A 22,696-nucleotide genomic window follows, 5' to 3' on the forward strand; every position below is an offset into this window, starting at 1 on the left:
CATGGAAAATCAGACTTTTACCAATTAATGTCTGAATATATTTTTCTGACTGCTGCAGAGTATTTAATATTGTGTACAATTAATGGTCATTCGTCTCCTGGACTAAACAATATACGCTGATGAAAAATATCCTGCTGGCCAGTACTTCTTCTATGTTTGGGGAAGCATATCTGGCTTATCTTATGCCCGAATTAAAGTCTTTTTTTGAAGGCTGCACTGAAATTGTATTTATTCCTTTTGCGCGTCCCGGAGGAATCAGTCATGATGAGTATACGGAAAAGGTAAAAGCGGCTTTTCATCCTTTGAACATTAAAGTAAGGGGACTTCATACCTTTACTGATCCTACAGAAGCGATTCAACAGGCGGAAGGTTTTTTCACCGGAGGAGGAAATACTTTTTTATTGGTGCAGCAACTCCATCAACTAAACCTGATGGAAGAGCTGAAGGGGGCGGTAGAAGGGGGGACTCCTTACCTGGGAACAAGTGCCGGAAGCAATATTGGAGGAATCAACATGAAAAATACCAATGATATGCCCATTGTATATCCCCCTGATTTTACCACCATGGGACTTATTCCTTTTAATATTAATGCGCATTACCTGGACCCGGATCCAAATAGTACCCATAACGGCGAAACACGGGAAACCAGGATTAAGGAATTTCATGTATTCAATGATATCCCTGTTGTAGGACTCAGGGAGGGAAGCTGGATCCGTGTTAAAGCAGAGGAAGTGACAACAGAAGGGAGCAGGTCTTCACGCATATTCCTCGCAGATACTGAGCCTTATGAACTGGAACCAGGATCTGTATTAAGATTTTAATCCGGAGATTAGTTCGGGGCCATTATATCGTTATATTTGTTTTGAGGCGATAATTAAATGGCGAAAAAGACTAATCCTGATGATTTTAAGTGTTACCCGCTTGGTGATGCGGCAATAGTGATCCAGCTGGGTAATCAGATCAGCCCGCTCATTAATGGAAGGGTACGTGCAGTATGTGCTTATCTTGATGAATATAGCTTTGAGGGCTTTATCGAATATGTGCCTGCATTTACCACGGTCACGATATATTATGAGCCCTGGATCATCAATTATAACAAACTGCTGCCACTCCTTCAGGAGCTGGCAAGTGAAGTATTGGAACAACAGGAGGTTCCGGCTGGAACACTGCTGGAAATTCCGGTATTATATGGTGGCGAATGGGGCCCGGATCTGGACTTTGTAGCCAGTCATAACAAGATGACAGCTGCAGAGGTGATTGCCCTCCATACCGCTCCGGATTACCTGGTTTATATGATTGGTTTTGCGCCCGGATTTCCTTACCTGGGAGGAATGAACGAATTGATTTCCGCACCCAGAAAAGATAATCCCAGATCTAAAATCCCTGCCGGATCGGTGGGTATTGCCGGTCAGCAGACGGGAATATATCCAATTGAAACTCCGGGAGGCTGGCAGATTATAGGACGGAGCCCAATCAATTTGTTTGACCTGAACAGCGCAGTTCCGGCATTGCTTAAAGCGGGTGATCGGGTTCGTTTTTCAGCCATTTCTGAAACAGAATTTAAGAAAATAAGGAGGGGCAGGAATGGGAATTAAAGTATTGAAAGCAGGCTTATTGACAACCATTCAGGATGCCGGCCGTTATGGCTACCGCAAAGATGGAATCATTATTGGCGGTGCGATGGATGTAAAGGCTTACCAGCTGAGCAATCTCCTTGTTGGAAATACGGAGAGGGAAGCAGGAATAGAATGTACCTTAATGGGACCGGCCCTTCTTTTTGAGGAGGAACAGTTGATCGCCATTACTGGGGGTGATCTTTCCGCTGAGCTGGATGGAGTTGCTATTCCCATGTGGCGTCCGGTACGGGTAGCTAAAGGAGCTGTTCTTTCATTTGGACAGGCCCGGTCCGGCTGCCGTACTTACCTGGCTGTTCAGGGTGGACTTGATTTACCAAAAGTATTGGATAGTTATTCCACTTATCTTCGTGCCGGTTTTGGCGGATGGGAAGGCAGGGCATTAAAAACAGGAGACCTGATCCCTTTTAAATCTGCTGCTCCTGTGGTACCGTCAGATTTCAACTGGTCCTTAAGCACTAAAATGCACCAGGAATCGAAGGATGACATCATCCGGGTGATTAAAGGCCCTGAATTCGAACTTTTTCAGGAAAAAAGTATCGCAGCAGTATTTACAGAGAAATTCAGGATCAGTAAAGAAGCAGACCGCATGGGTTATCGCCTGGAAGGATCAAAACTAAAGCTGCGCAAAAAGGAAGAAATGTTATCCTCCGCAGTGTCCTTCGGAACGGTACAGGTAACCGCTGAAGGAAGCCCGATTATTTTAATGGCAGACCATCAGACTACAGGCGGTTATCCCCGCATCTTACAGGTGATCACTGCAGACCTTGGTAAACTGGCGCAATTTCAAACCGGAGCTCATTTGAGCTTCGAATTAATTACCCTGGCTCAGGCGCAGGCCTTGCTCATAACCAGGGAGCAGGAACTTAAACAACTCAGACAAACATTAACTTTTAAATATCCAGTCCATGCTTAACCATTATTCTGCGGATCTGAATTGCGATATGGGGGAAAGCTTTGGTGCTTTCCGCATTGGAAATGATGAAGCCATACTGCCCTTTGTTTCCGCAGCAAATATCGCCTGTGGTTTTCATGCAGGAGATCCTACAGTAATGAAAAAGACGGTCCGCCTGGCCATGAATCGTGGAGTTGCCATTGGGGCACATCCGGGATTACCTGATTTACAGGGCTTCGGAAGAAGAGAAATGGCAATCTCTGCAGAAGAAGCTTATGACATGGTGGTTTATCAGATCGGCGCCCTGGCTGCCTTTGTAAAGGCCGAAGGGGGAAGAATGCAGCATGTGAAACCGCATGGTGCTTTATACAATATGGCAGCAGTAAATAAAGGACTGGCTACAGCAATAGCAGAAGCGGTATATCGGGTTGACCCGGGATTAATTTTATACGGCTTATCCGGCTCGGAATTGATTCTCGCAGGGGAAGCACTGGGCTTACAGGTCGCCAATGAGGTTTTTGCAGACCGTACCTATCAGCAGGATGGGACGCTGACTTCCAGAAGGGCAGCGAATGCCCTGATCACAGATCATCGGCTGGCCATAGCTCAGGTGATCCGGATGATCAAAGAAGGACTGGTACTTTCTGAACAGGGTACGCTGGTAAAGATCAAAGCCGATACGGTTTGTATTCATGGAGATGGAAGTTCGGCAGCAGCATTTGCCAAAGGTATCCATGCCGCTTTTCAGGAAGAGGGAATTACACTGTCCTTATTCAATAACAAAGATTTTACTGCTAATAATTCTGCTGAATGAAGATCATAAAAAACAGAAGCGTGCTGATGGGAGCCGCATTTTTAATGGCTACCTCTGCCATCGGGCCGGGCTTTCTAACGCAAACTACGGTCTTTACGCAGTCCCTGGGCGCTAGTTTTGGTTTTGTCATCCTCAGCTCTATAATTATTGATATTGGCGTGCAGTTAAACATATGGAGGGTGATTGCGGTATCAGAAAAGCGGGCTCAGGATATTGCAAATATGCTGCTTCCGGGATTGGGAGGTTTTATTTCTCTGTTGATTGTTTTAGGCGGACTGGCTTTTAATATCGGAAATATTGCAGGTGCGGGCCTCGGACTTCAGGCTTTACTGGGGGTGTCGGTTACCAAGGGTGCCATGATTTCTGCAGCACTGGCCATTGCAATTTTCCTGATCCGGGAAGCGGGAAAAGCAATGGATCGCTTTGCCCAGCTGATGGGTTTCATTATGATTGTCGTGATCATTTACATCGCGGTTACTTCGGCACCTCCGATAGGAGAAGCAGCTCTTCGAACCTTCGTTCCGGTAAAAATAGACCTGATCACCATCCTTACCCTGGTGGGAGGGACGGTAGGGGGATATATCACCTTTTCGGGAGGCCATCGTTTGCTTGATGCGGGAGTGAAAGGCAGGGGAGCTTTACAGGAGGTGAGCACGAGCGCGGTGATGGGGATTTCGGTCGCTTCACTGGTGCGTATATTTCTGTTTCTAGCTTCCCTGGGTGTCATCAGTAAAGGTCTGGCCATCGATGCAGGAAACCCTACCGCGTCCGTATTTCAACTCGCTGCGGGTAACCTGGGCTATCGCTTATTTGGCCTGGTGATGTTCTCGGCAGCAGTAACTTCTGTAATCGGTTCTGCTTATACTTCGGTCTCATTTGTGAAATCATTTAGTCCTAAAATCAACAGAAATGAGAATAAAGTGATCATTGCTTTTATCCTGGTTTCCACGCTGATATTTATCCTGGTGGGGCAGCCGGTAAAACTCCTGATCATGGCCGGGGTAGTCAATGGCTTTATTCTGCCGGTTACACTGGCTACGATTCTCTTCGCGGCTTATAAGACCAGGATTGTTGGGGATTACAAACATCCGGTATGGCTCACCTGTTTTGGTGTACTGGTGGTTTTAATCATGACTTTCATGAGCGGAAAAGTATTGTACGGAATGATTTTTTAAAGCAAAGGCCAAATCTATTTTGACGCGGATAACTGCAATGCCCTTTGCAGGAAACCCTGTTGCTTCAGCTTTTCTTCTACTTCTGTAATGGCTTTGAGCAGGTTGTTTTCGGTATTCATGATTTCCGTAAAAACACTGACCATTAACTGCCAGACCGGTTGCATCCTGATGATCAGCTCTTCGCCTTTACTGGTCAGCTGAACCAATCTTTTACGCTCGTCTTTTTTATCTTTCTTAGAACGGATCAGTTTTTGTTTTTCCAGTTCTTTAAGCAGGCTGATGGTGGAAGGGTGGGTATATCCAATCTCTGAGGCCAGTTCTACTACACTAAGAATCTGTTTATGATGAAGGGTATAAATTACGGGGAACCATTTGGGCTCAAAGTCAATATCGTAACTCTTGTATACCAATGCGCCGTCTTTTCTCAATTGTTCGCTTAACCTCTGGAGTCTTGTAGAGATGGCCAGAATGCCGGATTCATCGATGATGTTCATTATTTGATGGCTAAATGATAAAAGACATTGTCTGCATTCATTAAGGGAAACGATTCCGGAAGTGCAGATTTTTCAATTTTCTCAAAACCATTTCTTTCGTAAAAGCGCATGGCGGCCTGCAATACGGAAACAGTTCCCAGATACAGGTGACGGATCTGGTTTTCTTTGCAATAAGCAATCAGGGTTTCCAATAACCGTTGTGCCAATCCAAGTTCTTTGCCGCGGTATTCTTTTTTAACAAACATCTTTCTGATGGCGGCCGAATCATGGTCGTATTTGAGCAATGCGATAGTGCCGGCAAGCTCTCCCTCCACTCTTGCTCCCCAAAAACCACCGCCGGTCTGGTAATAGGCATTTTCTATGTCCAGTAAATCAGGCTGGTCATTTAAGGTGATCGGTACGTTAAATTCAATTTGCTGAATGGGTAGGATGATCTCAATTACAGCCGCTGAGGATTCATTTTTAATTTGTTCTATATGGACGCTCATCTGTTTTAGGAATTTGTTATTCAAAACTACGTAGTTAACTACATATATCAAAGTGAATTTTGTTTTTTTACTTATCTTTGTGGGAATGTCAGACGTAGAGGGGTATATGGGAACAAAAGGGAGAAAGGAATATGTGAATTCCAGATCCTGTTTCGGCTATTGTAATGATTGCGGCGAAGTACATGAACTGCCATCCGGGATTGCTGTTGGGCATTGTTATGCGCTCATGGCAAAACTTTCCGCACACCAAAGAATAGATTTTGACAAACCTCTGGAGGATGCTGATCCCCGCTTGTCTACTGATAGCTTATATACAGAAATGAGAGGACGCATGTTCGGCATCCTGGTTTGTGAGGATAAGGATGGAAATGAAATCATTCTCCGTGCTTTTTCTTCCAGGCATAATGGGGTATGGAATGTAGAAGGATGGGTACCTCCCCTGGTAGATGAGCACCGGTTTGTAGCTGAAGTCGAATTGGGAAATCTCGACCTTCACCCGCTGACAGACCTGATTGCGACCCTTCCGCGTGAATCCCGGGAATGGTACGCTAAGCTCGCTGAACGAAGACTTGTTTCCCATGGTATCCTGGCGAAACTGAATGCCCTGTATGAAATTCATAACTTCAAAAATGAAAAACGCAGTCTTGCGGATGCTTTCCATCTGAAGAAAGGAATTCCGGTCGGAACTGGAGATTGCTGCGCCCCTAAATTACTGAACTATGCAGCTGTACATCAGCTGAAACCCCTGAGCATTGCAGAGTTTTTCTGGGGTAAGGCAACTGCTTCGGGACATCGGGTGGAAGGTGGTTTTTATAGTTCCTGCGAAGAAAAATGCCAGCCAATTCTCGGATATATGCTATGTGGTGTAACCAATCCGATACAGTAGCCGTATAATTCTGGTCCGATTTTAGCGTTAATATAAATTATGTTTAACTTTGAATTTTGTAAGATAAACAGCCAGGGATCTTCTTACTTAAACTTTATAGGTTCATTTTTTCAACAATGAAAAACAAACAACGCTCCTTCGTAGTCATTTCGGTGGTTATACTCTTGTTTATCGCTTTTTTGTTCCGCAATTCGCTGGTACAGAGATCGGAACAAAAGGTGTTGATATCGAGTTTGAAAGAACTGGAAGGAAACAGTCGTCAGCTTTCCAAGCTGGATACCATCACGTTAAGTCTACAAACAGCAGAGAATAATTTCAGAATGTATACCACGCTGTGGGATACGGTATATTTTAAGAAATATACTAAGGAAATCCTTTTGATATCCAATTTGTTACAGGACCTTACTATAGACGACAGCACCCGGATTTCCGGAAATATTGAGGGGGCTCTGAATAACAAGAAAGGGCAAATGGTACTGTATAGTGAAATCAAGAAGCTCACCGATTCCCTGAATAACATCAATGTGGAGGTAGAATTGCTCAAAATTACCGGGGATGCTCCGAAACTGAAGACAACTGTCAAACCTGTGCTAAAAAAAACCACGAAAGTGGAGCAGGTGAAAGCTGCCCCGACAGCTAAAAAAGAAAAGCTCTTTAAACGGTTAAAAAATGCAATTCTGAACAAAGAGGATCAGAAAGATTCGGTGAAGACACTCAAAACAGAAGTGACTTACGAACAAGGCTCATCAAATACGGATGAATACAATAAACAGCAATTAAAACGCATTGAGAGTTTTTATGCGGGCTTGTTTGACAATTTAAAGAATAACCGTAAAAAGCTAAGCCAGAAGGAAGAAGCTATTCTGAAACTGAATGAAAGCATTTTTCAAAATATCAAACAGCTGTTCCGTGAATTCCGAAATTCAGAGAGCGCAAACTCAGAGGCGAAGAAAACCGTTCTGAAAAATAGGGCAAATGATTCTGTGCAGGCGATCGGAAGATCGGGACAGATCAATTTTGGAATCAGTGCGCTGTCTTACCTGGCCATCATTTTATTGATGTGGAAGTTATACCGTGCCTATGATAAGACCGTTAGGGCAAATCAGCTGGCTGCAGAACAGGTGGTGATTAAATCCAGATTCTTTACCAGCATCAGTCATGAGATGAGAACGCCGCTGAACGCCATTATCGGGGTATCAGAGCAGTTGAAATCTACGCCGTTAAATGACGACCAGCGTTCGATGTCCAAGCTGCTCGACAATTCTTCTTCCATGTTGTTATCGGCGGTAAATGAGGTGCTTGATTTCTCCAGATTGGAAATGGGCAAACTGTCGCTTGCCAAAACTCCTTTCCGGTACAAAAGAATCCTGAAAGAAATAGCAGAAACGGCAAGGGTGCTGGCCGACCAGAAGGGCCTGATTTTAGAGCTGGTTCAGGGGGCTTCTCCTGATTTATTATTGGATGGTGACCCTTACCGACTGAAACAAATTGTGATGAACCTGACGGCCAACGCAATCAAGTTTACCGATAAAGGTAAAGTGAGCATTCATGTAAGCGTTAAAAAAGCCGATGATAAGCAGGCGACCTTGTTAATTAAAGTGATTGATACCGGAATTGGCATCGCCAGTGAAAATATTCCGGTCATCTTCAATGAGTTTTCACAAGTGATCAATTCAAAACGCAGCGACTGGCAAAAAGGTTCAGGACTGGGATTGCCGATCAGTAAAAAACTGGTGGAATTGCACAAGGGAAAAATTTCCGTGGAAAGTACCCTGGGTAAAGGCTCTACATTTACGCTGGAACTGCCTTATGCCCTGGCTCAGCAGAATACAGAAGACCTGGATGGACAGCAGGCTCAGGTGATCAGTAGTGATCGTTTCAAAAATATTCATATGCTGGTAGTCGATGATTCGGAAATGAATTTACTGGTCATAAAAATGATCTTTAAGAAGTTGGGAATCAGCTTTGATACGGCAAATGACGGACATCAGGCACTGGCATTTCTGGAAGAAAAAAGATACGATATGGTACTTACAGACATTCAGATGCCGGAAATGGATGGGGTTGAACTGACTCAAAGGATCCGCGCCTTATCAGATGAGAAGAAATCTCAGTTGCCGGTAATCGCAATCACCGGACAAATCACAGCGGAATCACACGACCTTTATATTGCTGCGGGGCTGAATGATTACATCATTAAGCCCTTCACGGAAACAGAATTGATGGAAAAAATACTGGATTACATCAGTTAAGTTCTGCTTTTTAACTTCCTGATTAGTAATTTTAAAATTACGCAAACGGTTGCAATGTATAATGCAATCGTTTGTGTGCTGATCCTCCCTTTTTCATGCGCTGTTTTTGGCTATTATTTCAGTAAAATTGTGATTGACGATAGCAAAAAGGTTATGAAAATGAAACTCCATGGATTCCTGTTAATTGCTGCAATACTATTTGCAGGCTCACCTGTTCTGGCGCAACTGAATATCATCCCGCTACCACAAAAGGTGGAAGAAAAAGGGACTGCTTTTGTGATCAGGCCGCAAACAAAGATCTATTTCGAAAAAGGATTGAAACCACAGGCAGAATTGCTCGCTGCAGCCTTATCTCCGGCTACAGGTTTTGATTTCCTGCTGGAAGAGTCAAAAACGGCAACAAAAGGAATTATTTTGAGTACCGGAAATTCGGGATCAGCCAATAACGAAAGCTATCGTCTGGCTGTCAATAAGGACCAGATTAAAATCAATGGGCAGAGCAGCAGCGGGGTGTTTTATGGCATCCAGACACTGCTTCAGCTATTGCCTGCTGAAGTCTATAATAAACAACGTCAGAAATCCGTAAACTGGGAAGTGAAAGGGGTACAGATCGAAGATGCACCGTTATATCCATGGCGCGGAATGATGCTGGATGTGGCGCGTTATTTCTTTGGTAAAGAATACGTATTGAGGTTTATCGATATGATGGCCATGTATAAAATGAATACGCTGCACCTGCACCTTACTGATGATGCGGGATGGCGACTGGAAATAAAGAAATATCCAAAACTGACTTCAATAGGAGCCTGGAGAGGCGTTGGTCAGGAAAGAACGGGCGGCTATTATACGCAGGAGGATATTAAAGAAATGGTGGCCTATGCAACGTTAAGAAATGTAGACATCATTCCGGAAATTGAACTGCCTGCGCATGCACTTGCTTCTATCGCTGCTTATCCTTATCTGAGCTGTACAGGTGAACAACATGCAGTTCCGGTTCAGCATTTCATCAGCAAGGATATCTATTGTGTAGGCCGGGAGTCAACTTTTGAATTTCTGGCGGATGTCTTTAAAGAAACCTTTGCATTGTTCCCTTCCAAATATATCCATATCGGTGGTGATGAAGCAGTTTATGACCGCTGGAAAGAATGCCCTCATTGTCAAAAGAAAAAGAAAGAACTGGGATTAAAAGAGGAGAAAGAATTACAGGTATACTTTAACCAACGGGTGCAAACGATGGTTAAAAAATATGGAAAGACGATTGTTGGCTGGGATGAAATTATTGAAGACGGCCTGAAAGAGAAAGCAGTAGGCATGGTATGGCACGATCCAAAAAAGGCATTTAAAGCAGCCGAAGCAGGACACTTCTCGGTGATGTCCTTAACCGGATATTGCTATTTTGATGTGGCGGAGAGCAGCATTCCCGGTGAGATCAAAGCAGCAACCTGGCTCCCGCCGATTTCTCTGGAAAAGGTGTATCAGTTGAATCCAATGCTGAAAGGACTGGATGAAAAATACCGTCCGCTGATATTAGGAGCTTCGGCAACGTTATGGTCGGATCAGTTTATCCATGGAACAATACTTCAGGAGATCTCATTGATCAATGAGGACCGCTCGGAAAAGTACTTTGATTACCTGACCTTTCCGAGGATGTCTGCATTGGCAGAGGTTTGCTGGACGCCTGTAGCACGACAAAGCTGGACCGATTTTGAGAAACGTCAGTCTGCACATTATAACCGTTACGATCAGGCCGGATTTGGTTATCGCCTTCCTCAACCGAAACTAATCGCGAATGATAAAGGAGATAAAGGCTATACCCTGAAGCTGGAAAACGTGGTTAAAGGTGCACAAATCAGATATACAACGGATGGTACCCCTCCAAATGTTCATTCTGCAATCTATACCGGACCGGTAACTGTAGACAGGTTGAATGATTTCTATGCCATTACGGTGATGAACAACAATCAATATTCACTCCCTTTATTCTTTCCTGAGAAATATGAGAAGTTCAAAAAGTATGGGGAATTTGTGGCAGACTGGAGCCCTTCAAAAGTAAAAGGCAAAGAGTTTGGCATCTTTGAAATGAACGGGTCGGGGAAAATCAATGGAAATGGATCTTATACCCTTTCTTTCTGGTTTACCGAAGGGGCATCACGACTGGATATTCAATCGGTAGAGGTCTTTAAGAATGGAACTAAGATTGCTGAAGATGTACATGAAGGTTTTACCGGTGGAACAAAGAAAGATAATGAGTATAATTTTGACATCAGTAATTATGAAACCGGAGCTGCTTTTACCATAAAAGCAAAAGTACGCGGAGATATCAGCAATGACAGCAATGGTGTGGTGATGATCAGAAAGAAATAGGAAAAGAATTGACTCTAAAAAAAGCATCAGGTAAACCTACCTGATGCTTTTCCATTTTATGAAATAAGGAAATTAATGTAGTCTTTACCGGTTGTTATTCACTTAGCGTACTTGGTTCTACAGTTGGCTGAGGTAAACCAAGGGCGGTAATTTCTGCATAAACGCTTGCGTTCACCTTAAATCCCCATTTCTTGAAGAAATTGGTCAGGTTACGGCCGGAAGCAGCGCAGGCTTTTAACATAAAGTAACGCATTTTTTCCGCATCAGTGCTCACCACCGGTTGTTCAATACGGGTTGCTTTATGGATGTGTTTGTAAAAATTATCTCCAAATGCCATCCACAGCTGCTGGAACATGGCCAGCCTTACCCAGGTACCATTGGTCATGATGGCATCGCTGTTAAAATCTTTACTCGGACTGGTATTGGCCAGGTAAGTGGCAACAGCAGGCCAAACATTATCGCGTTTAAGTCTGGAAGGACTTACACCCATAGCACGTTCAACCGCCAGACTGTAGATGTTTACGGTCACTTCACCCAGGGTACTCCATTTCCAGGCGCCCTGCTGATGCATATGGCCTAATTCATGCCATGGGCCCCATCCGTCAACAGTACCAATACTGGAGGTAAAAGCGGCAGAAGCTGCTGCCGTAACATAGGCTGTGCGGTACCAGGTCGCAAACATCCATCCTGAACCATCGTTTTCTGTCATCAGCATACGTTGGTTAACATTCGGCATGTGCTGGGGAGCAGAGCCGTCTATTCCACTAAAAGCATCTTCCACTTCCATGGTTTGGTCGGCCTTGCTAAGGACATAATTGTTATCCTGGGTCTGGGTATTTACTGCCCTTGTTCTGGAGTAGATCTGATATACCCTGCTGCCCACCAGAATTACGTCAGGTGAAGCGGTATAAGTAGACAACTGATTGGCCCAATCGGTTTGGGTAGTGACGTTCTTGAGGTATACCGGTACCCGCTGATGGCCACTCAGGAAAGTAATCTTCACACTGGAAGAAGGAGTACCGGAAGTACCGAAGCGTACCCAGATCAAACCTCCGTACTGATCGGCAGTAATGTTATTGGTTCCCACATTCAAAGAAAACTCCTGTGGGTTATTTTTTACTTCATATCTGGAATAGGTACCTACCAGAATTTTTGGTCTTGTACTGCCGCTAAGCTGCTGTACGCTGACCTGTAAGGTTGCATTTGGCGCCAGGTAAAATCCTGTAGCATCAAAATCAGACCAGGGGGTAATTCCAAGGCGGGTGGCCTCTGATGTACCTGATTTTAATTCATTAAAGACCTGGATATTGGTGCCAATGGTGCTGTTTAAATTCGGGTTATTGCTGTCGGCAGCGGTTTTATCCCCTGTAATGGGGCTTTCCTCGGGCGACATTTTTTGTTGCTTACATCCAATGGAGAGTGCCATGCATAACAGCAGTGCACTTAAGAGGTTTAAAGATTTTAGGTTCATAATGGTTTTGGGATTGATTAGGTTAGTTATTGTTTTGGTTGTCCTTATTTCATACCTGCAGGTTTAAATGGTCAGTTTAAGGTATTAAGTCAGTGTAATCACTCATCCTATTGAGAATCAGCGATTAAATCAAATGAACAAATAAAGAGGGTAAATATCCCGGCGAAGCTCAACGCAAACGTTTGCATCTGAGCCGGTAATCAATAAATAAGCTTGACTGGGGAAAATAACTGCAGGAATAGGAGTAATGTAACAAAAATGATGAAATTTAACTATTCAGTAATGATTCTGACTGAAAAGGAGGGACATTATCCATTTTTATAACCGCCTTCATAAGTGATTGTTTTTTTATGGAATGGTACTGCTTTGCCACGGGGTAGGAGAAAGGATTACGCAAACGTTTGTGTAATCCGTTTTGACACAGGATTATAGCTTTACCTGTCTGATGATGTTTTTAACATTCAACTCAATAATGTCGGTCATGGTTTTACATTCCAGGTAATTCTCGTCGGCAAAATGTGCTGCCATACCTGCTTTCAGCATATTTATATTTTCGGTCGTGGTGAGCACATCGGCATTGGATACATCTCTCAGGTCTGCCAGACGGTGCCTTTCACTTCTTACCCGGTGTAATATAGAGGATTTTTCTTCCTGTTGATATTGCAGGAATGTTTTGTCGGTAAGTTCTTCCATACATAATTTTACAAAGGGAAAATTCTCTTTAAAAAACTGAGGCAGGTATACTTTTACATTTCCTTCGTAAAACTGCTGGTCAAAATCAATAGCCCTGATTTTGAATTGAATATCGTCGAAATCAGGTGTAATCTGTACCACAAAATTGTAGGCCCTCATATCGCCCAGCAACATGATCAGGCAGCGTTCATTGAATTTTACAAACTCTTTGGCAATCCGGGTCTGGTTGTATTCGGGGTTGTACAGATAGGTTTTTGAAAAAACATCTCCTGGAATACCGGCAATATGCTCCTCAATGAGCGTCTCTCTGTCTACCAGATAATTGACCTGATTGGGAGATAAGATTTCTTCCAGTTCCAGTCCATATATTCTTGAAGCATCTGCTCTTTTAACATAGAAATAATCGTATACATCGTTTAAGCGGTTTACGATCCTGATCCGGAAAGGATGTGTATTTCCAAATGTGCAGTATTCAATCTTATCAATGTATTTATGTTGTACGATACGCAGGTTTCCGGAGGCCTTTAGATTGGCATAGATTACTTTTAATCCATTGTGGAGTTCCTCCAGGTGGTCAGAAGGATATATTGGCCCTTCCCATAGCGTGTCTTTCCCATTTTTATCCATGATCGGGTAAGACTCGTTAAACATCAGCAGGTCGTCATACGTAATCGGAAGTTTGGCTTCCCGCTGATAGCTTTTCAGGTATTTTTGCAAAGCCGGGGATACCGGAAAAACCGGCTTCTTACGGGATATTTTTACATCTGTAGGTTCCATGGATGAAGTTTTGTGATTCAATGTAGGATTTTCCCCCGATACAGAGGGAATGGAATTTACTTCATTGCCTGGAAATTGCTAATTGTTGTTTAGCATTTTGGTAATACTCCTTGTAAACCGGCGCAACAGAGAACTTTCTTCGGTAATAATTTCTACTTCTGCCTGCATGCCGTTTTTCAATACAATCTTATGTTCCGGATCTTTGTTCTCAAATTCGTCAAATGCGATTTTAGCAATAAATACACTGTCCTTGAAAGCAACGTCAGAGATGTAATTCACATTACCGCGGATGAGTCCGTATTGTTCAAAAGGAAAACTTCGCATTTTTACCAATGTCCGTTGCCCAACCCTAACCTTACCCATATTGTCCTGTGGAATGTAGACTTCGCCAAAGAAATTGGTGTTTGCAGGATTGATGATGAATAATTCCTGGTTTGCATTGGCAGTCTGATTTTCCTGTACAATTCCGGCATAACTCACAATCCCCGCTACAGGTGCACTCAGCACATATAACTTTAACCAGGCATCGGTTTCGGTTACCATATTGTTCAGCGATTGTATGAACTTTGCTTTTTCTTCCTGAATGGTATGGTCAACTTCCATGATTTCCTTTTGCTTGGCAGCATAGCTGGTGCTATTGTTGATCAGCGCAGTAACGGTCTGTTCCAGCGGATACTTGCCGGCCAGATATTTGTTCTCCTGCTGCTTATACTCATTCACTGAAATTACACCTTTCTGATACAGCTTTTTATAAGCCTCAAACTCCTGTTCCACATTTGCATATTCCTTGTCCTGAATTTTTTTCTGCACATGAATCTGGTTCTTTAACTTTTCTATTTCCTGCAAATCCTGTTGCAGGTATTTCTTGCGGTTTAGATAATAACCTCCGTTTTGTGTAGAGATAAACTGCAGGTATTGCTGGTAAAAACTCTGATAGGCACCCTGAATTTCACCCAGACGTAAATTGTCGAGCAATACTTCTTTAGCCAGCCCCGTTTTATTCAACTGCGCTGTAATTTGCATTAAGGTCTCCTGTAATTTAAGTACGTCTCTATGGTCGGCCGTACTTTCCATAAAGGCCAGAGGATCATTTTGTTTCACCTGGGTTCCTTCCTTCACAAGGAGGGAGATGATTTTTCCCGTTTGTCTGACATATACGATCTTTGGTGCATTCAGTGAATTGACTTTTAATCGGGTTTTAACTACATCAGGGTATTGTATAAATGCTGATGCCATAACAATGGAAAACAAAATCAGAAAGATGGCTGTACTTCCTCTTCTCAGTATCCATGATGGAACTGCAGTAATGATTTCCTGAACTTCTTCGCTATTGATTTCGTATGTTGGTGGACTTGTGATTTCCGGAGGATTTGAAAGTCCCGGTGGCATCATCATTTCTCTTTCTTCAGTATTTTTTGTAGCCATGTTGTTTAAACTATTCAAAAGACGGTATTAGGCACCGAGTTCCAATTGATTCCTTACCAGTTCATAATATTCCCCTTTATTATTGGTCAGCTCTTCATGAGTCCCCTGTTCTGTGATGAGCCCTTTATCCAGCACAATGATGTTGTCTGCATTTCTGACTGTACTCAGACGGTGAGCAACCACCACAACAGTCCGCCCCTTAAAAAAGGTTTCCAGGTTTTCCATGATGGTCTTTTCGTTATTGGCATCCAGGGCATTGGTGGCTTCATCAAAAAAGATGTATTCCGGATTTTTATAGACTGCACGGGCAATCAGGATTCTTTGTCGTTGCCCCTGACTAATTCCATTGCCCGCTGCCCCGATTTTGGTATTTAATCCCAGCGGCAGTTCCTCAATAAAATTACTGATGTTCGCTATTTTCATGGCATGGAGTAATTTGGTCATATCCGGATACTCATCACCAACGGCAATATTCCGGGCAATGGTATCAGAAAAGATAAAGCCATCCTGCATCACAATTCCACATCTTCCTCTCCAATACCGGTAACCAATCTGATTTAAATAGGTGCTGCCCACTTTAATGTCTCCTTTCTGAGGTTCATAAAACCTGAGCAGCAATTTTAAAATAGTGGTCTTCCCACTGCCGCTCATCCCAACAATAGCTGTGGTTTTTCCTTCCGGGATGCTCAGTGAAATATTTTGCAACACCGGCTCATTTCCGGCACCCGGATAACTGAAGGTTAAGTTTTGAAAAGAAATGCCTTTATTTAAAGGTAACTCGGACATAAAAGGTTGATCGATTGGTTCTTCGTCTTCCATCTCATGGATTTCATTTAAGCGCTCCAAACTGATTTTAGCGTCCTGAAACTGCTGTAGAAAACCTAACAACTGTTCGATCGGACTATTGAGCTGACCAACGATATACTGGATCGCCATCATGGCACCAAGGGTAAGCTGCCCGTCAATAACCGCTTTGGTCACAATAAAAGTGATCAGGATATTTTTACCTTCATTGATAAAGAAGGTTCCAAACTGCTGATACTGGCCTAAAGCAAGGCTCTTCACACTAAACCTGAATAAAGAGGCCTGAATCCTTTCCCATTCCCACCTTTTCTGCTGCTCGCAATTGTTCAACTTGATTTCCTGCATTCCACTGATGAGCTGCACAATATTACTCTGGTTTTTGGAAGAGATATCAAAACGTTTAAAATCAAGTTCCCTTCTTTTTTTAAGAAAGAAGACCACCCAGAGGGTATAAACGATGCTGCTGACCAAAAAAATGACGAAGATGGTGACGTTATAATACATCAGCACAAATGCAAAGACAATGAGGTTAAAAAGAGAGAAAACAGTATTTAAAGAAGAACCCGTTAAGAAACTTTGAATCCTTCCCTGATCACTCATCCGTTGCATAATATCACCGGTCATCTTGGTATCAAAGAAACTCATCGGCAGCTTCATGATCTTAATCAGGAAGTCGGTCAGAATAGAAATATTGATCCGGGTACTGATGTGCAGCAAAATCCAGGATCGGATGAAATCAATGCTCAATCGACCTAAAAAGAGCATTGTCTGAGCAATAACAATGATATAGACGAAATTCAGGTTACGCGAATTTATCCCGACATCTACCAGCGACTGCGTTAAAAAAGGCAGGATTAACTGTAATATACTTCCTACACCCAGGCCAACAAACAATTGGAGGAGCAGTTTTTTATATTTGCTCAGATAACCCAGCATATAAGTTAAACTCATTCCTTTATCCGGATCTCCACCTTGCGTATAAAAGTCGGGTGCCGGAGAAAGCATCAAAACTACGCCTTCAGCATGACCATCATTCTGAGTGCTGATCCAATGCGTTTTTAGTTCCTGCTCGGTATAGGCAATAAGCCCCTTGGCAGGATCTGCAATGAGGTAGTTTTTTCCTTTTAAATTGGTTTTTGAAGGAACTTTATATAATACCACAAAGTGGTTCTGGCTCCAGTGCAGAATACAGGGCATTTCAACTTCGGTGAGCTGTTCAAGACTGATTCTGACACCGGTAGTACGGAATCCAATCTTTTCTGCGGCCTCGCTGATTCCAAGTAAGGAGACTCCTTCCCGGTTGATTCCTGAAATTTCACGCAAACGCTGTAAACTATAGTTACGGCCAAAATGTTTTGCAATCATGCGTAAACAGGTCGGCCCACAGTCCATTTGGTCTGGTTGTTTATAAAAAGGGAATTTTTTCAAGAGCTACAGCATTTATGACATTTAAAATCCTAATAATAAGTTAAACAGGATATTTCCTCTCTCAACTTTTCTTAGTGTTTTAAATATATATAAATTAATGTGACTATGGCAAATAATATTCCTGATGACAGAAAAAGAATTGCGATATAGAAAAATTAAAAACTGTTCTGCTATAATATGGTTCTCTTATTTCTCAATAACCCGGCTTCTATGATGCTACAAAAATGAAGGTCACAACAAGTCCAGGAAAGGACATTTCAAGATGGAAATGAGGCTAAAAGAGTAATGTATTTGGCTGAATTCAACAAAGAAAACCGGTCGTCCTAACCGGTTTTCTTTGTTGAACAGCAGTTAAATATTAAAAAGTACAGGCGATTTTACCGTATACATAACGACCGCTAAAGCCAAACTGGCTGATCGCCCTTGGGAATAAAAACCTTCCGTTAGAGGTATTGTCCAGGCCACCTGAGTAATTACTGCCGGAAACACCACTTAAATTATATTCATTATTCCGTGGATCGATGTATAATTTATCAGGATACACATCAAAGATGTTATTTGCACCTACAGTTACGGTTAAGGCCTTACTTGGTGCATAACTGATAGAAAAATCGCTCACCCATTTTGGAGAGAAAGTCTGATCTAGTTGCAGAGGAAGGTTGTTTGCAGGGAGGTTCGGATCTACCGCATTCAGGAAAGTGACTTCTCCAAAACGAACAGTCCTTGCCACAAAACTCAATTTATCTACGGTATAGTTGGCGGTAATATTCAATTTGTTTTTTGGAACAGAGCTCTCAAAGCGGGAACGCTCCAGGCGGTCAAACAATTTGGCTTTCAGAGTGGGGTCGCTTTCTATTTTTGGGGAACCCTGAATACTTCTGACAATAGTCTTGTTTAAATTACCGGCCACACTTAACAGTAGGCTGCTGGAAGTGCCCAGCAAAAACCTGTTGGTTAATACCACATCTAATCCTGCAGTATTTGTTTTGATGGCATTGGTGAAGAACTGAACACTATTTACCTGTGCATTTGGATCAACGGTATTCAGAATCTGATTGACCACACCTGATGGGATAAGTACGCCTCCGGCGCCACGTTCCCGTGCATATTGACTGGAGAATACAATGCGGTCGTCGATATCAATATTATATGCGTCTATCGTAAACGTAAATGTTTTGGCAATCCTCCCTGCAAGCCCTAAACTTCCTGATCTGGAAATCTCTGGTTTTAAGGATCCTACTCCAAATTGGGAAACTATTGGGTTGTCGTTGTTTACGGTTAAGACCTGTGTAGGGTTTCCGGCAACAAACTGGGTACTTTCATTATTGAAATAGCGCTGATGTAAAGAAGGTGCCCTGAAGCCTGTTGCATAGGCACCACGTAGGGAAACATCTCCGAACAGCTTTATTTTTCCTGCAAACTTATAGGAGAAGTTAGATCCGAAATCACTATAGTTTTCATAACGTCCTGCAGCTTCAAGTGTAACCCTGGAGCCAAACTCTGCCTCGAAATCCAGGTATCCACTGATGTTATGTCTGGATTTATTCAGCGCGTTAACGGGCTTAAACCCTGGAAATACCTGGGCCCCTGCTGCGGTAAATGAAGAACCTACCATTCTGCCGGGTATGCCTTTTGAAGGCTGGCCATAGGAGTAGGACAACTCTTCTCCTGGTTTAATCTGATAGTTGTCTATTCTGAACTCCCCACCTATAGCGGTGTTCAGGGAGGTTAAGAAACCACTGTCAAAACTATATTTTTTGTCCAGGTCCAGATTGGTGGTATTTTGTCTGAATAGTAACTTGCCGGCATAAAATGAAGTTGGACTGGTTCCCAATGGGAGGGAAGCATTAACGGTATTGTTGATGTTAAATGCGATATTGTTCTCCCCACTGGTATTGCTCAGGTCATAATTCCAGCTGCCGAGTTTGCCTTTCAGGCCGCCGGTGAAAGAAAGGTCATTGATCTTGGTATCAATAAGCGGAAGAAAACCATTCGGATAGATCGTCAGGTCAATCTGGGTAGTCTGGGTTGGCAGCCGGAAGAAACCAGCTGCACTTCCTGTTTTGTGGGTATAACCACCTGCAAAATAAAGCTCAGCATTTTCAGAGAAGTTATATTGCCCGTTTAAAAAGAAACCGCCGTTTTTGGAATCAGAATTTCCTACACGCATGTTATTTCTGTCCAGGCCATTTGCTGCAGCCCTTGCATCATCTGCTGCTTTTAAACTGGCAAATCTGGCCTGAAAATCAGCCTCTGTTTCCGTTGCTCCTTTTGTTGGGTTGGCAGAATACAATAAAGGACGGGTATCCAGGCCGCCACGGTTGGTGTAACCACGTTGTAAATACTGACCGGCAAAATTGATAAAGCCCCGGTCACTTTTGAAAGCCCATCCCTTGCTGAAATCAACCTGAAAAGTCCGGCCATCGTTAAACTCCCTGCCTAAAGCTTTAGAGTCAGACTGCCCGAAGGAAGTGGAAAAGCTGTAAGGGGTAACTTTTTTTAAGACCACATTGATTACCCCGGCAATGGCATCAGAACCATATTGTGCGGCAGCACCGTCACGTAAAACTTCAATGCGTTCAATGGCTGCAACAGGAATAGAGTTCATGTCGGTGCCTACGGTACCACGGCCAAAAGTACCATTGATATTCACCAAGGCGGTGGTGTGTCTGCGTTTCCCGTTTACCAGGACCAAAACCTGATCGGGGCCCAGCCCACGTAAAGAGGCGGGGTCGATATGGTCTGTCCCATCAGCAACCGTTTGTCTGTTGGAACTGAAGGAAGGGGCAACGTAATTTAAGATCTGGGTAACGTCTACCTGGGCAAAAGTCCGGACGTCTTTGCTGGTAATCAAATCTACGGGAACCAGACTTTGGATGTTGGTCCTTGGTACAGATGACCTCGAACCCACTACAATGACATCCAGTAATAACTGTTTGGCATCCCGAAGACTAAAGTCCAGCGTTTTTACAGTATTGTCGATGTCTACCTGAGCTTCGGAAGTTTCATAACCGGTAAAGGATACGCGTATTCTATAATTCCCGGCTGCCGGAAACTTTAAAGCATATTGTCCGTTAGCATCGGAAGAGGTTCCTATTTTGGCACCTATTACCTGAATGGTCGCGCCCGGAATCACCGAGCCTGCAGAATCTGTGACTTTCCCTTTTAAGCCCTGGGCAAATAACTGACCAGAGAGTAGCAGGAAAAAGATCAGAAAAGAGATTTTGTGTAAATTTTTTTTCATAGGGTTTTAGATTTATATAGCAATATAACAAAAAAATTACACGATTAACAGTAGAATGGGCGCTTTGCCAAATAATGTTTCGTATGACCCTCTATTTTGCCTTGAAAGCGGTTTCTTTCCTGAATTTGTGGTCGATTTTTGTTGTGATTGTTTTGCCCAGTTATTAATCCTCAGTTAACTGATAATAGAGGGTTGATTGATCCCTGATTGATCCAGTAGCTCTATGAAGGCTGATTTATAGTTCAATAGGGGTTTAATTTGTTTTAACATGAAATTAACAATAGCGGCAAAACATTTCGTATATTCAGTGTATAAATAAAGTATCTATGAATTTAAATATAACAAGATGGGAAAATTAAAAGGTGGCCCTTTTGGCGGGGTCTATGGAAAAGTCGGTAATCTGGTTGGTTACATGCTGAATGGAGAGAACATTTTGAGGAAAATAGGCAAGAGCAGTAAACCACTTACACCGGCAAGAAAAGCCAATTGCGAGAAAATGACCGTGGTAAACCGGTTCTTAAATACCTCACTTCGTTTCCTCAATATAGGTTTTGGTCTGGCCGTTATCGGAACGAATAGAAATGCTTATAATGAAGCGGTTTCCTATAACAAAATGAATGCTGTTCAGGGAGAATACCCGAACATCAGTATGGATTATGCCAAAGCATTGCTAAGTAAGGGAAGCCTGCTGAAGGCTAATAAGCCTCAGGTGGCAGAAGTAGAGGGTGGAGTAGCGTTTAGCTGGGATACTTCCGGCATTCCAGCGGAATATAGCAACGATCGGGTGATGTTATTGGTTTATTTTCCCAATACCGGAACAAGTACTTTTAATCCAAGTGGGGCCAAACGGTCTGAAGGAAAAGAGCTGCTCTGGATTGGTTCCGAAATGGCAAACGAACCTATGGAAGCTTATATTTCCTTTATCAACCCTTTCGGAACGGAGATTTCGGATAGTGTATATGTGGGATCTTTAAATGCAGCAGTTCCGGAAATAGATCTGGAGCAGCAGACCGGTATGATAGAGGAAATCGCCCCGAAAGATAAGGACAGGCCCGATGCGGTCATTGTACAAAGGAAATCCAGATCAAAGGAGCAGGCACCAAAGACACGAACCCAGCGGAAGTTGTCTCTTTTCTTCAAGGGATCAAAGCAAAACATAGCGCCCTCCTGAAATTGATGTTTCTACTGACACCAGGTTTTGAAATCAAATTTATCAAAGTGATCGCAGCTGACCGCCTTCTCTTTGGAAATGAATACATAAGGCTTTAGTCCTGATGTTGCCATCATGGAGTAATAGTAGTGTTCATCTTCGCCATACAGCCAGTATTCGCCAGAGCCGGTATTCATTTGTGTTGCCTTAAAACTGATCATGGAGCTTTCCTCAGGAATCAGGTAGCCTTGTCCTGTACCAATGCCCCATAAATTTGCCATCACATTCGTGCTGATCAGTAGTGCTGTAATTACGAAAAGCAGTAAAATACCAAAGACCGGCAATTTCTTTTTCATGAAGCCTTCCAGGTTTTTAGCTCTTCGGTGATGAAATAGTTAACCAGATCACGGTACATTTTTTCTATTGCATCGGGAGATAGGCCTTCTATTACTGCCCATTCTCTTCTTTTTTCCAGCATGCTTTTAAACCTTTCCGGTGCTTTTACTGAGCTCTCGTCCTTTTTAAATTTGGCCGCAGCCTGTACGTATTTATAACGCTGGCCAATCAGACCAATAACCTGTCTGTCCAGGTCATCTATTTCTTTACGGATCTCTTCCATGTTTTCACATGCTGATGCTTTCTTCATATGAGCAAATATAACATCTCATTTGGTCTTATTTTAATAGTTAAATGTCTTATCCT

Annotated in this window: 18 protein-coding genes; 9 read left to right on the forward strand and 9 right to left on the reverse strand. The window is 43.0% G+C overall.

The window, feature by feature from the left end; translation table 11 throughout:
* The first annotated feature begins 119 nt into the window (after positions 1–119).
* From pepE to BFS30_RS16790, 5 genes are read left to right on the forward strand one after another with little or no spacing between them, the layout of a single operon-like run.
* Positions 120–821, forward strand: a complete 702-nt coding sequence (gene pepE / locus BFS30_RS16770) for a dipeptidase PepE (RefSeq protein ID WP_069380345.1) — start codon at positions 120–122, stop codon at positions 819–821.
* Positions 822–878: 57 nt separating this feature from the next.
* Positions 879–1,595, forward strand: a complete 717-nt coding sequence (gene pxpB / locus BFS30_RS16775) for a 5-oxoprolinase subunit PxpB (RefSeq protein ID WP_069380346.1) — start codon at positions 879–881, stop codon at positions 1,593–1,595.
* Positions 1,585–2,550 (forward strand): biotin-dependent carboxyltransferase family protein, encoded by a 966-nt coding sequence (locus tag BFS30_RS16780; RefSeq protein ID WP_069380347.1) that lies wholly within the window; start codon positions 1,585–1,587, stop codon positions 2,548–2,550. The genes pxpB and BFS30_RS16780 overlap by 11 nt, the downstream gene beginning before the upstream one ends.
* Positions 2,543–3,343, forward strand: coding sequence for a LamB/YcsF family protein (locus tag BFS30_RS16785; RefSeq protein WP_069380348.1), 801 nt, complete (start codon positions 2,543–2,545; stop codon positions 3,341–3,343). Before BFS30_RS16780 ends, BFS30_RS16785 begins: the two co-directional genes overlap by 8 nt.
* Entirely contained in the window at positions 3,340–4,518 is a 1,179-nt protein-coding gene (locus tag BFS30_RS16790; RefSeq protein WP_069380349.1) for an NRAMP family divalent metal transporter, read from the forward strand. Before BFS30_RS16785 ends, BFS30_RS16790 begins: the two co-directional genes overlap by 4 nt.
* A gap of 14 nt (positions 4,519–4,532) precedes the next feature.
* On the opposite strand, the gene BFS30_RS16795 is transcribed toward BFS30_RS16790, so the two are convergent.
* Together BFS30_RS16795 and BFS30_RS16800 are read right to left on the reverse strand one after the other, a co-directional pair.
* The gene (locus tag BFS30_RS16795; RefSeq protein WP_069380350.1) at positions 4,533–5,012 is read right to left on the reverse strand and encodes a MarR family winged helix-turn-helix transcriptional regulator; all 480 of its coding nucleotides are present in this window, start codon (positions 5,010–5,012) and stop codon (positions 4,533–4,535) included.
* Complete coding sequence (locus tag BFS30_RS16800; RefSeq protein WP_069380351.1) at positions 5,012–5,500, reverse strand: GNAT family N-acetyltransferase; 489 nt, start codon at positions 5,498–5,500, stop codon at positions 5,012–5,014. Before BFS30_RS16800 ends, BFS30_RS16795 begins: the two co-directional genes overlap by 1 nt.
* A gap of 85 nt (positions 5,501–5,585) precedes the next feature.
* Between BFS30_RS16800 and BFS30_RS16805 the strand changes: the two genes are divergently transcribed.
* The 3 genes from BFS30_RS16805 to BFS30_RS16815 all read left to right on the forward strand — a co-directional run bounded on the left by BFS30_RS16805 (position 5,586) and on the right by BFS30_RS16815 (position 11,002).
* A complete protein-coding gene (locus BFS30_RS16805; RefSeq protein ID WP_157262941.1) occupies positions 5,586–6,386 on the forward strand; it encodes a hypothetical protein in 801 nt (266 codons plus the stop codon).
* A gap of 116 nt (positions 6,387–6,502) precedes the next feature.
* Positions 6,503–8,638, forward strand: a complete 2,136-nt coding sequence (locus BFS30_RS16810) for an ATP-binding protein (protein ID WP_069380353.1) — start codon at positions 6,503–6,505, stop codon at positions 8,636–8,638.
* A gap of 54 nt (positions 8,639–8,692) precedes the next feature.
* The gene (locus BFS30_RS16815; protein WP_083252083.1) at positions 8,693–11,002 is read left to right on the forward strand and encodes a beta-N-acetylhexosaminidase; all 2,310 of its coding nucleotides are present in this window, start codon (positions 8,693–8,695) and stop codon (positions 11,000–11,002) included.
* A gap of 94 nt (positions 11,003–11,096) precedes the next feature.
* On the opposite strand, the gene BFS30_RS16820 is transcribed toward BFS30_RS16815, so the two are convergent.
* From BFS30_RS16820 to BFS30_RS16840, 5 genes are all read right to left on the reverse strand, one after another.
* The gene (locus tag BFS30_RS16820) at positions 11,097–12,473 is read right to left on the reverse strand and encodes a M60 family metallopeptidase (RefSeq protein WP_083252084.1); all 1,377 of its coding nucleotides are present in this window, start codon (positions 12,471–12,473) and stop codon (positions 11,097–11,099) included.
* Positions 12,474–12,899: 426 nt separating this feature from the next.
* Complete coding sequence (locus BFS30_RS16825; RefSeq protein WP_069380355.1) at positions 12,900–13,943, reverse strand: hypothetical protein; 1,044 nt, start codon at positions 13,941–13,943, stop codon at positions 12,900–12,902.
* A 78-nt stretch (positions 13,944–14,021) separates the two neighbouring features.
* Positions 14,022–15,368, reverse strand: coding sequence for an HlyD family efflux transporter periplasmic adaptor subunit (locus tag BFS30_RS16830; RefSeq protein ID WP_083252085.1), 1,347 nt, complete (start codon positions 15,366–15,368; stop codon positions 14,022–14,024).
* Between the two features lie 27 nt (positions 15,369–15,395).
* Positions 15,396–17,600, reverse strand: coding sequence for a peptidase domain-containing ABC transporter (locus BFS30_RS16835; RefSeq protein WP_083252086.1), 2,205 nt, complete (start codon positions 17,598–17,600; stop codon positions 15,396–15,398).
* 358 nt (positions 17,601–17,958) lie between these two features.
* On the reverse strand, positions 17,959–20,844 hold the full coding sequence (locus BFS30_RS16840) for a TonB-dependent receptor (RefSeq protein ID WP_069380357.1): 2,886 nt from the start codon (positions 20,842–20,844) through the stop codon (positions 17,959–17,961).
* A gap of 346 nt (positions 20,845–21,190) precedes the next feature.
* On the opposite strand from BFS30_RS16840, the gene BFS30_RS16845 reads away from it, so the two are divergent.
* Entirely contained in the window at positions 21,191–22,015 is an 825-nt protein-coding gene (locus BFS30_RS16845; RefSeq protein WP_069380358.1) for a DUF6266 family protein, read from the forward strand.
* A gap of 11 nt (positions 22,016–22,026) precedes the next feature.
* Here the strand turns inward: BFS30_RS16845 and BFS30_RS16850 are convergent, their stop codons facing one another.
* Positions 22,027–22,350: a hypothetical protein gene (locus BFS30_RS16850; protein ID WP_069380359.1), complete on the reverse strand. Its 324-nt coding sequence runs from the start codon at positions 22,348–22,350 to the stop codon at positions 22,027–22,029.
* Complete coding sequence (locus BFS30_RS16855) at positions 22,347–22,640, reverse strand: isochorismate lyase (RefSeq protein ID WP_069380360.1); 294 nt, start codon at positions 22,638–22,640, stop codon at positions 22,347–22,349. The genes BFS30_RS16850 and BFS30_RS16855 overlap by 4 nt, the downstream gene beginning before the upstream one ends.
* Between the last annotated feature and the right edge of the window lie 56 nt (positions 22,641–22,696).

This window comes from Pedobacter steynii, from assembly GCF_001721645.1.
Lineage (GTDB): Bacteria > Bacteroidota > Bacteroidia > Sphingobacteriales > Sphingobacteriaceae > Pedobacter > Pedobacter steynii_A.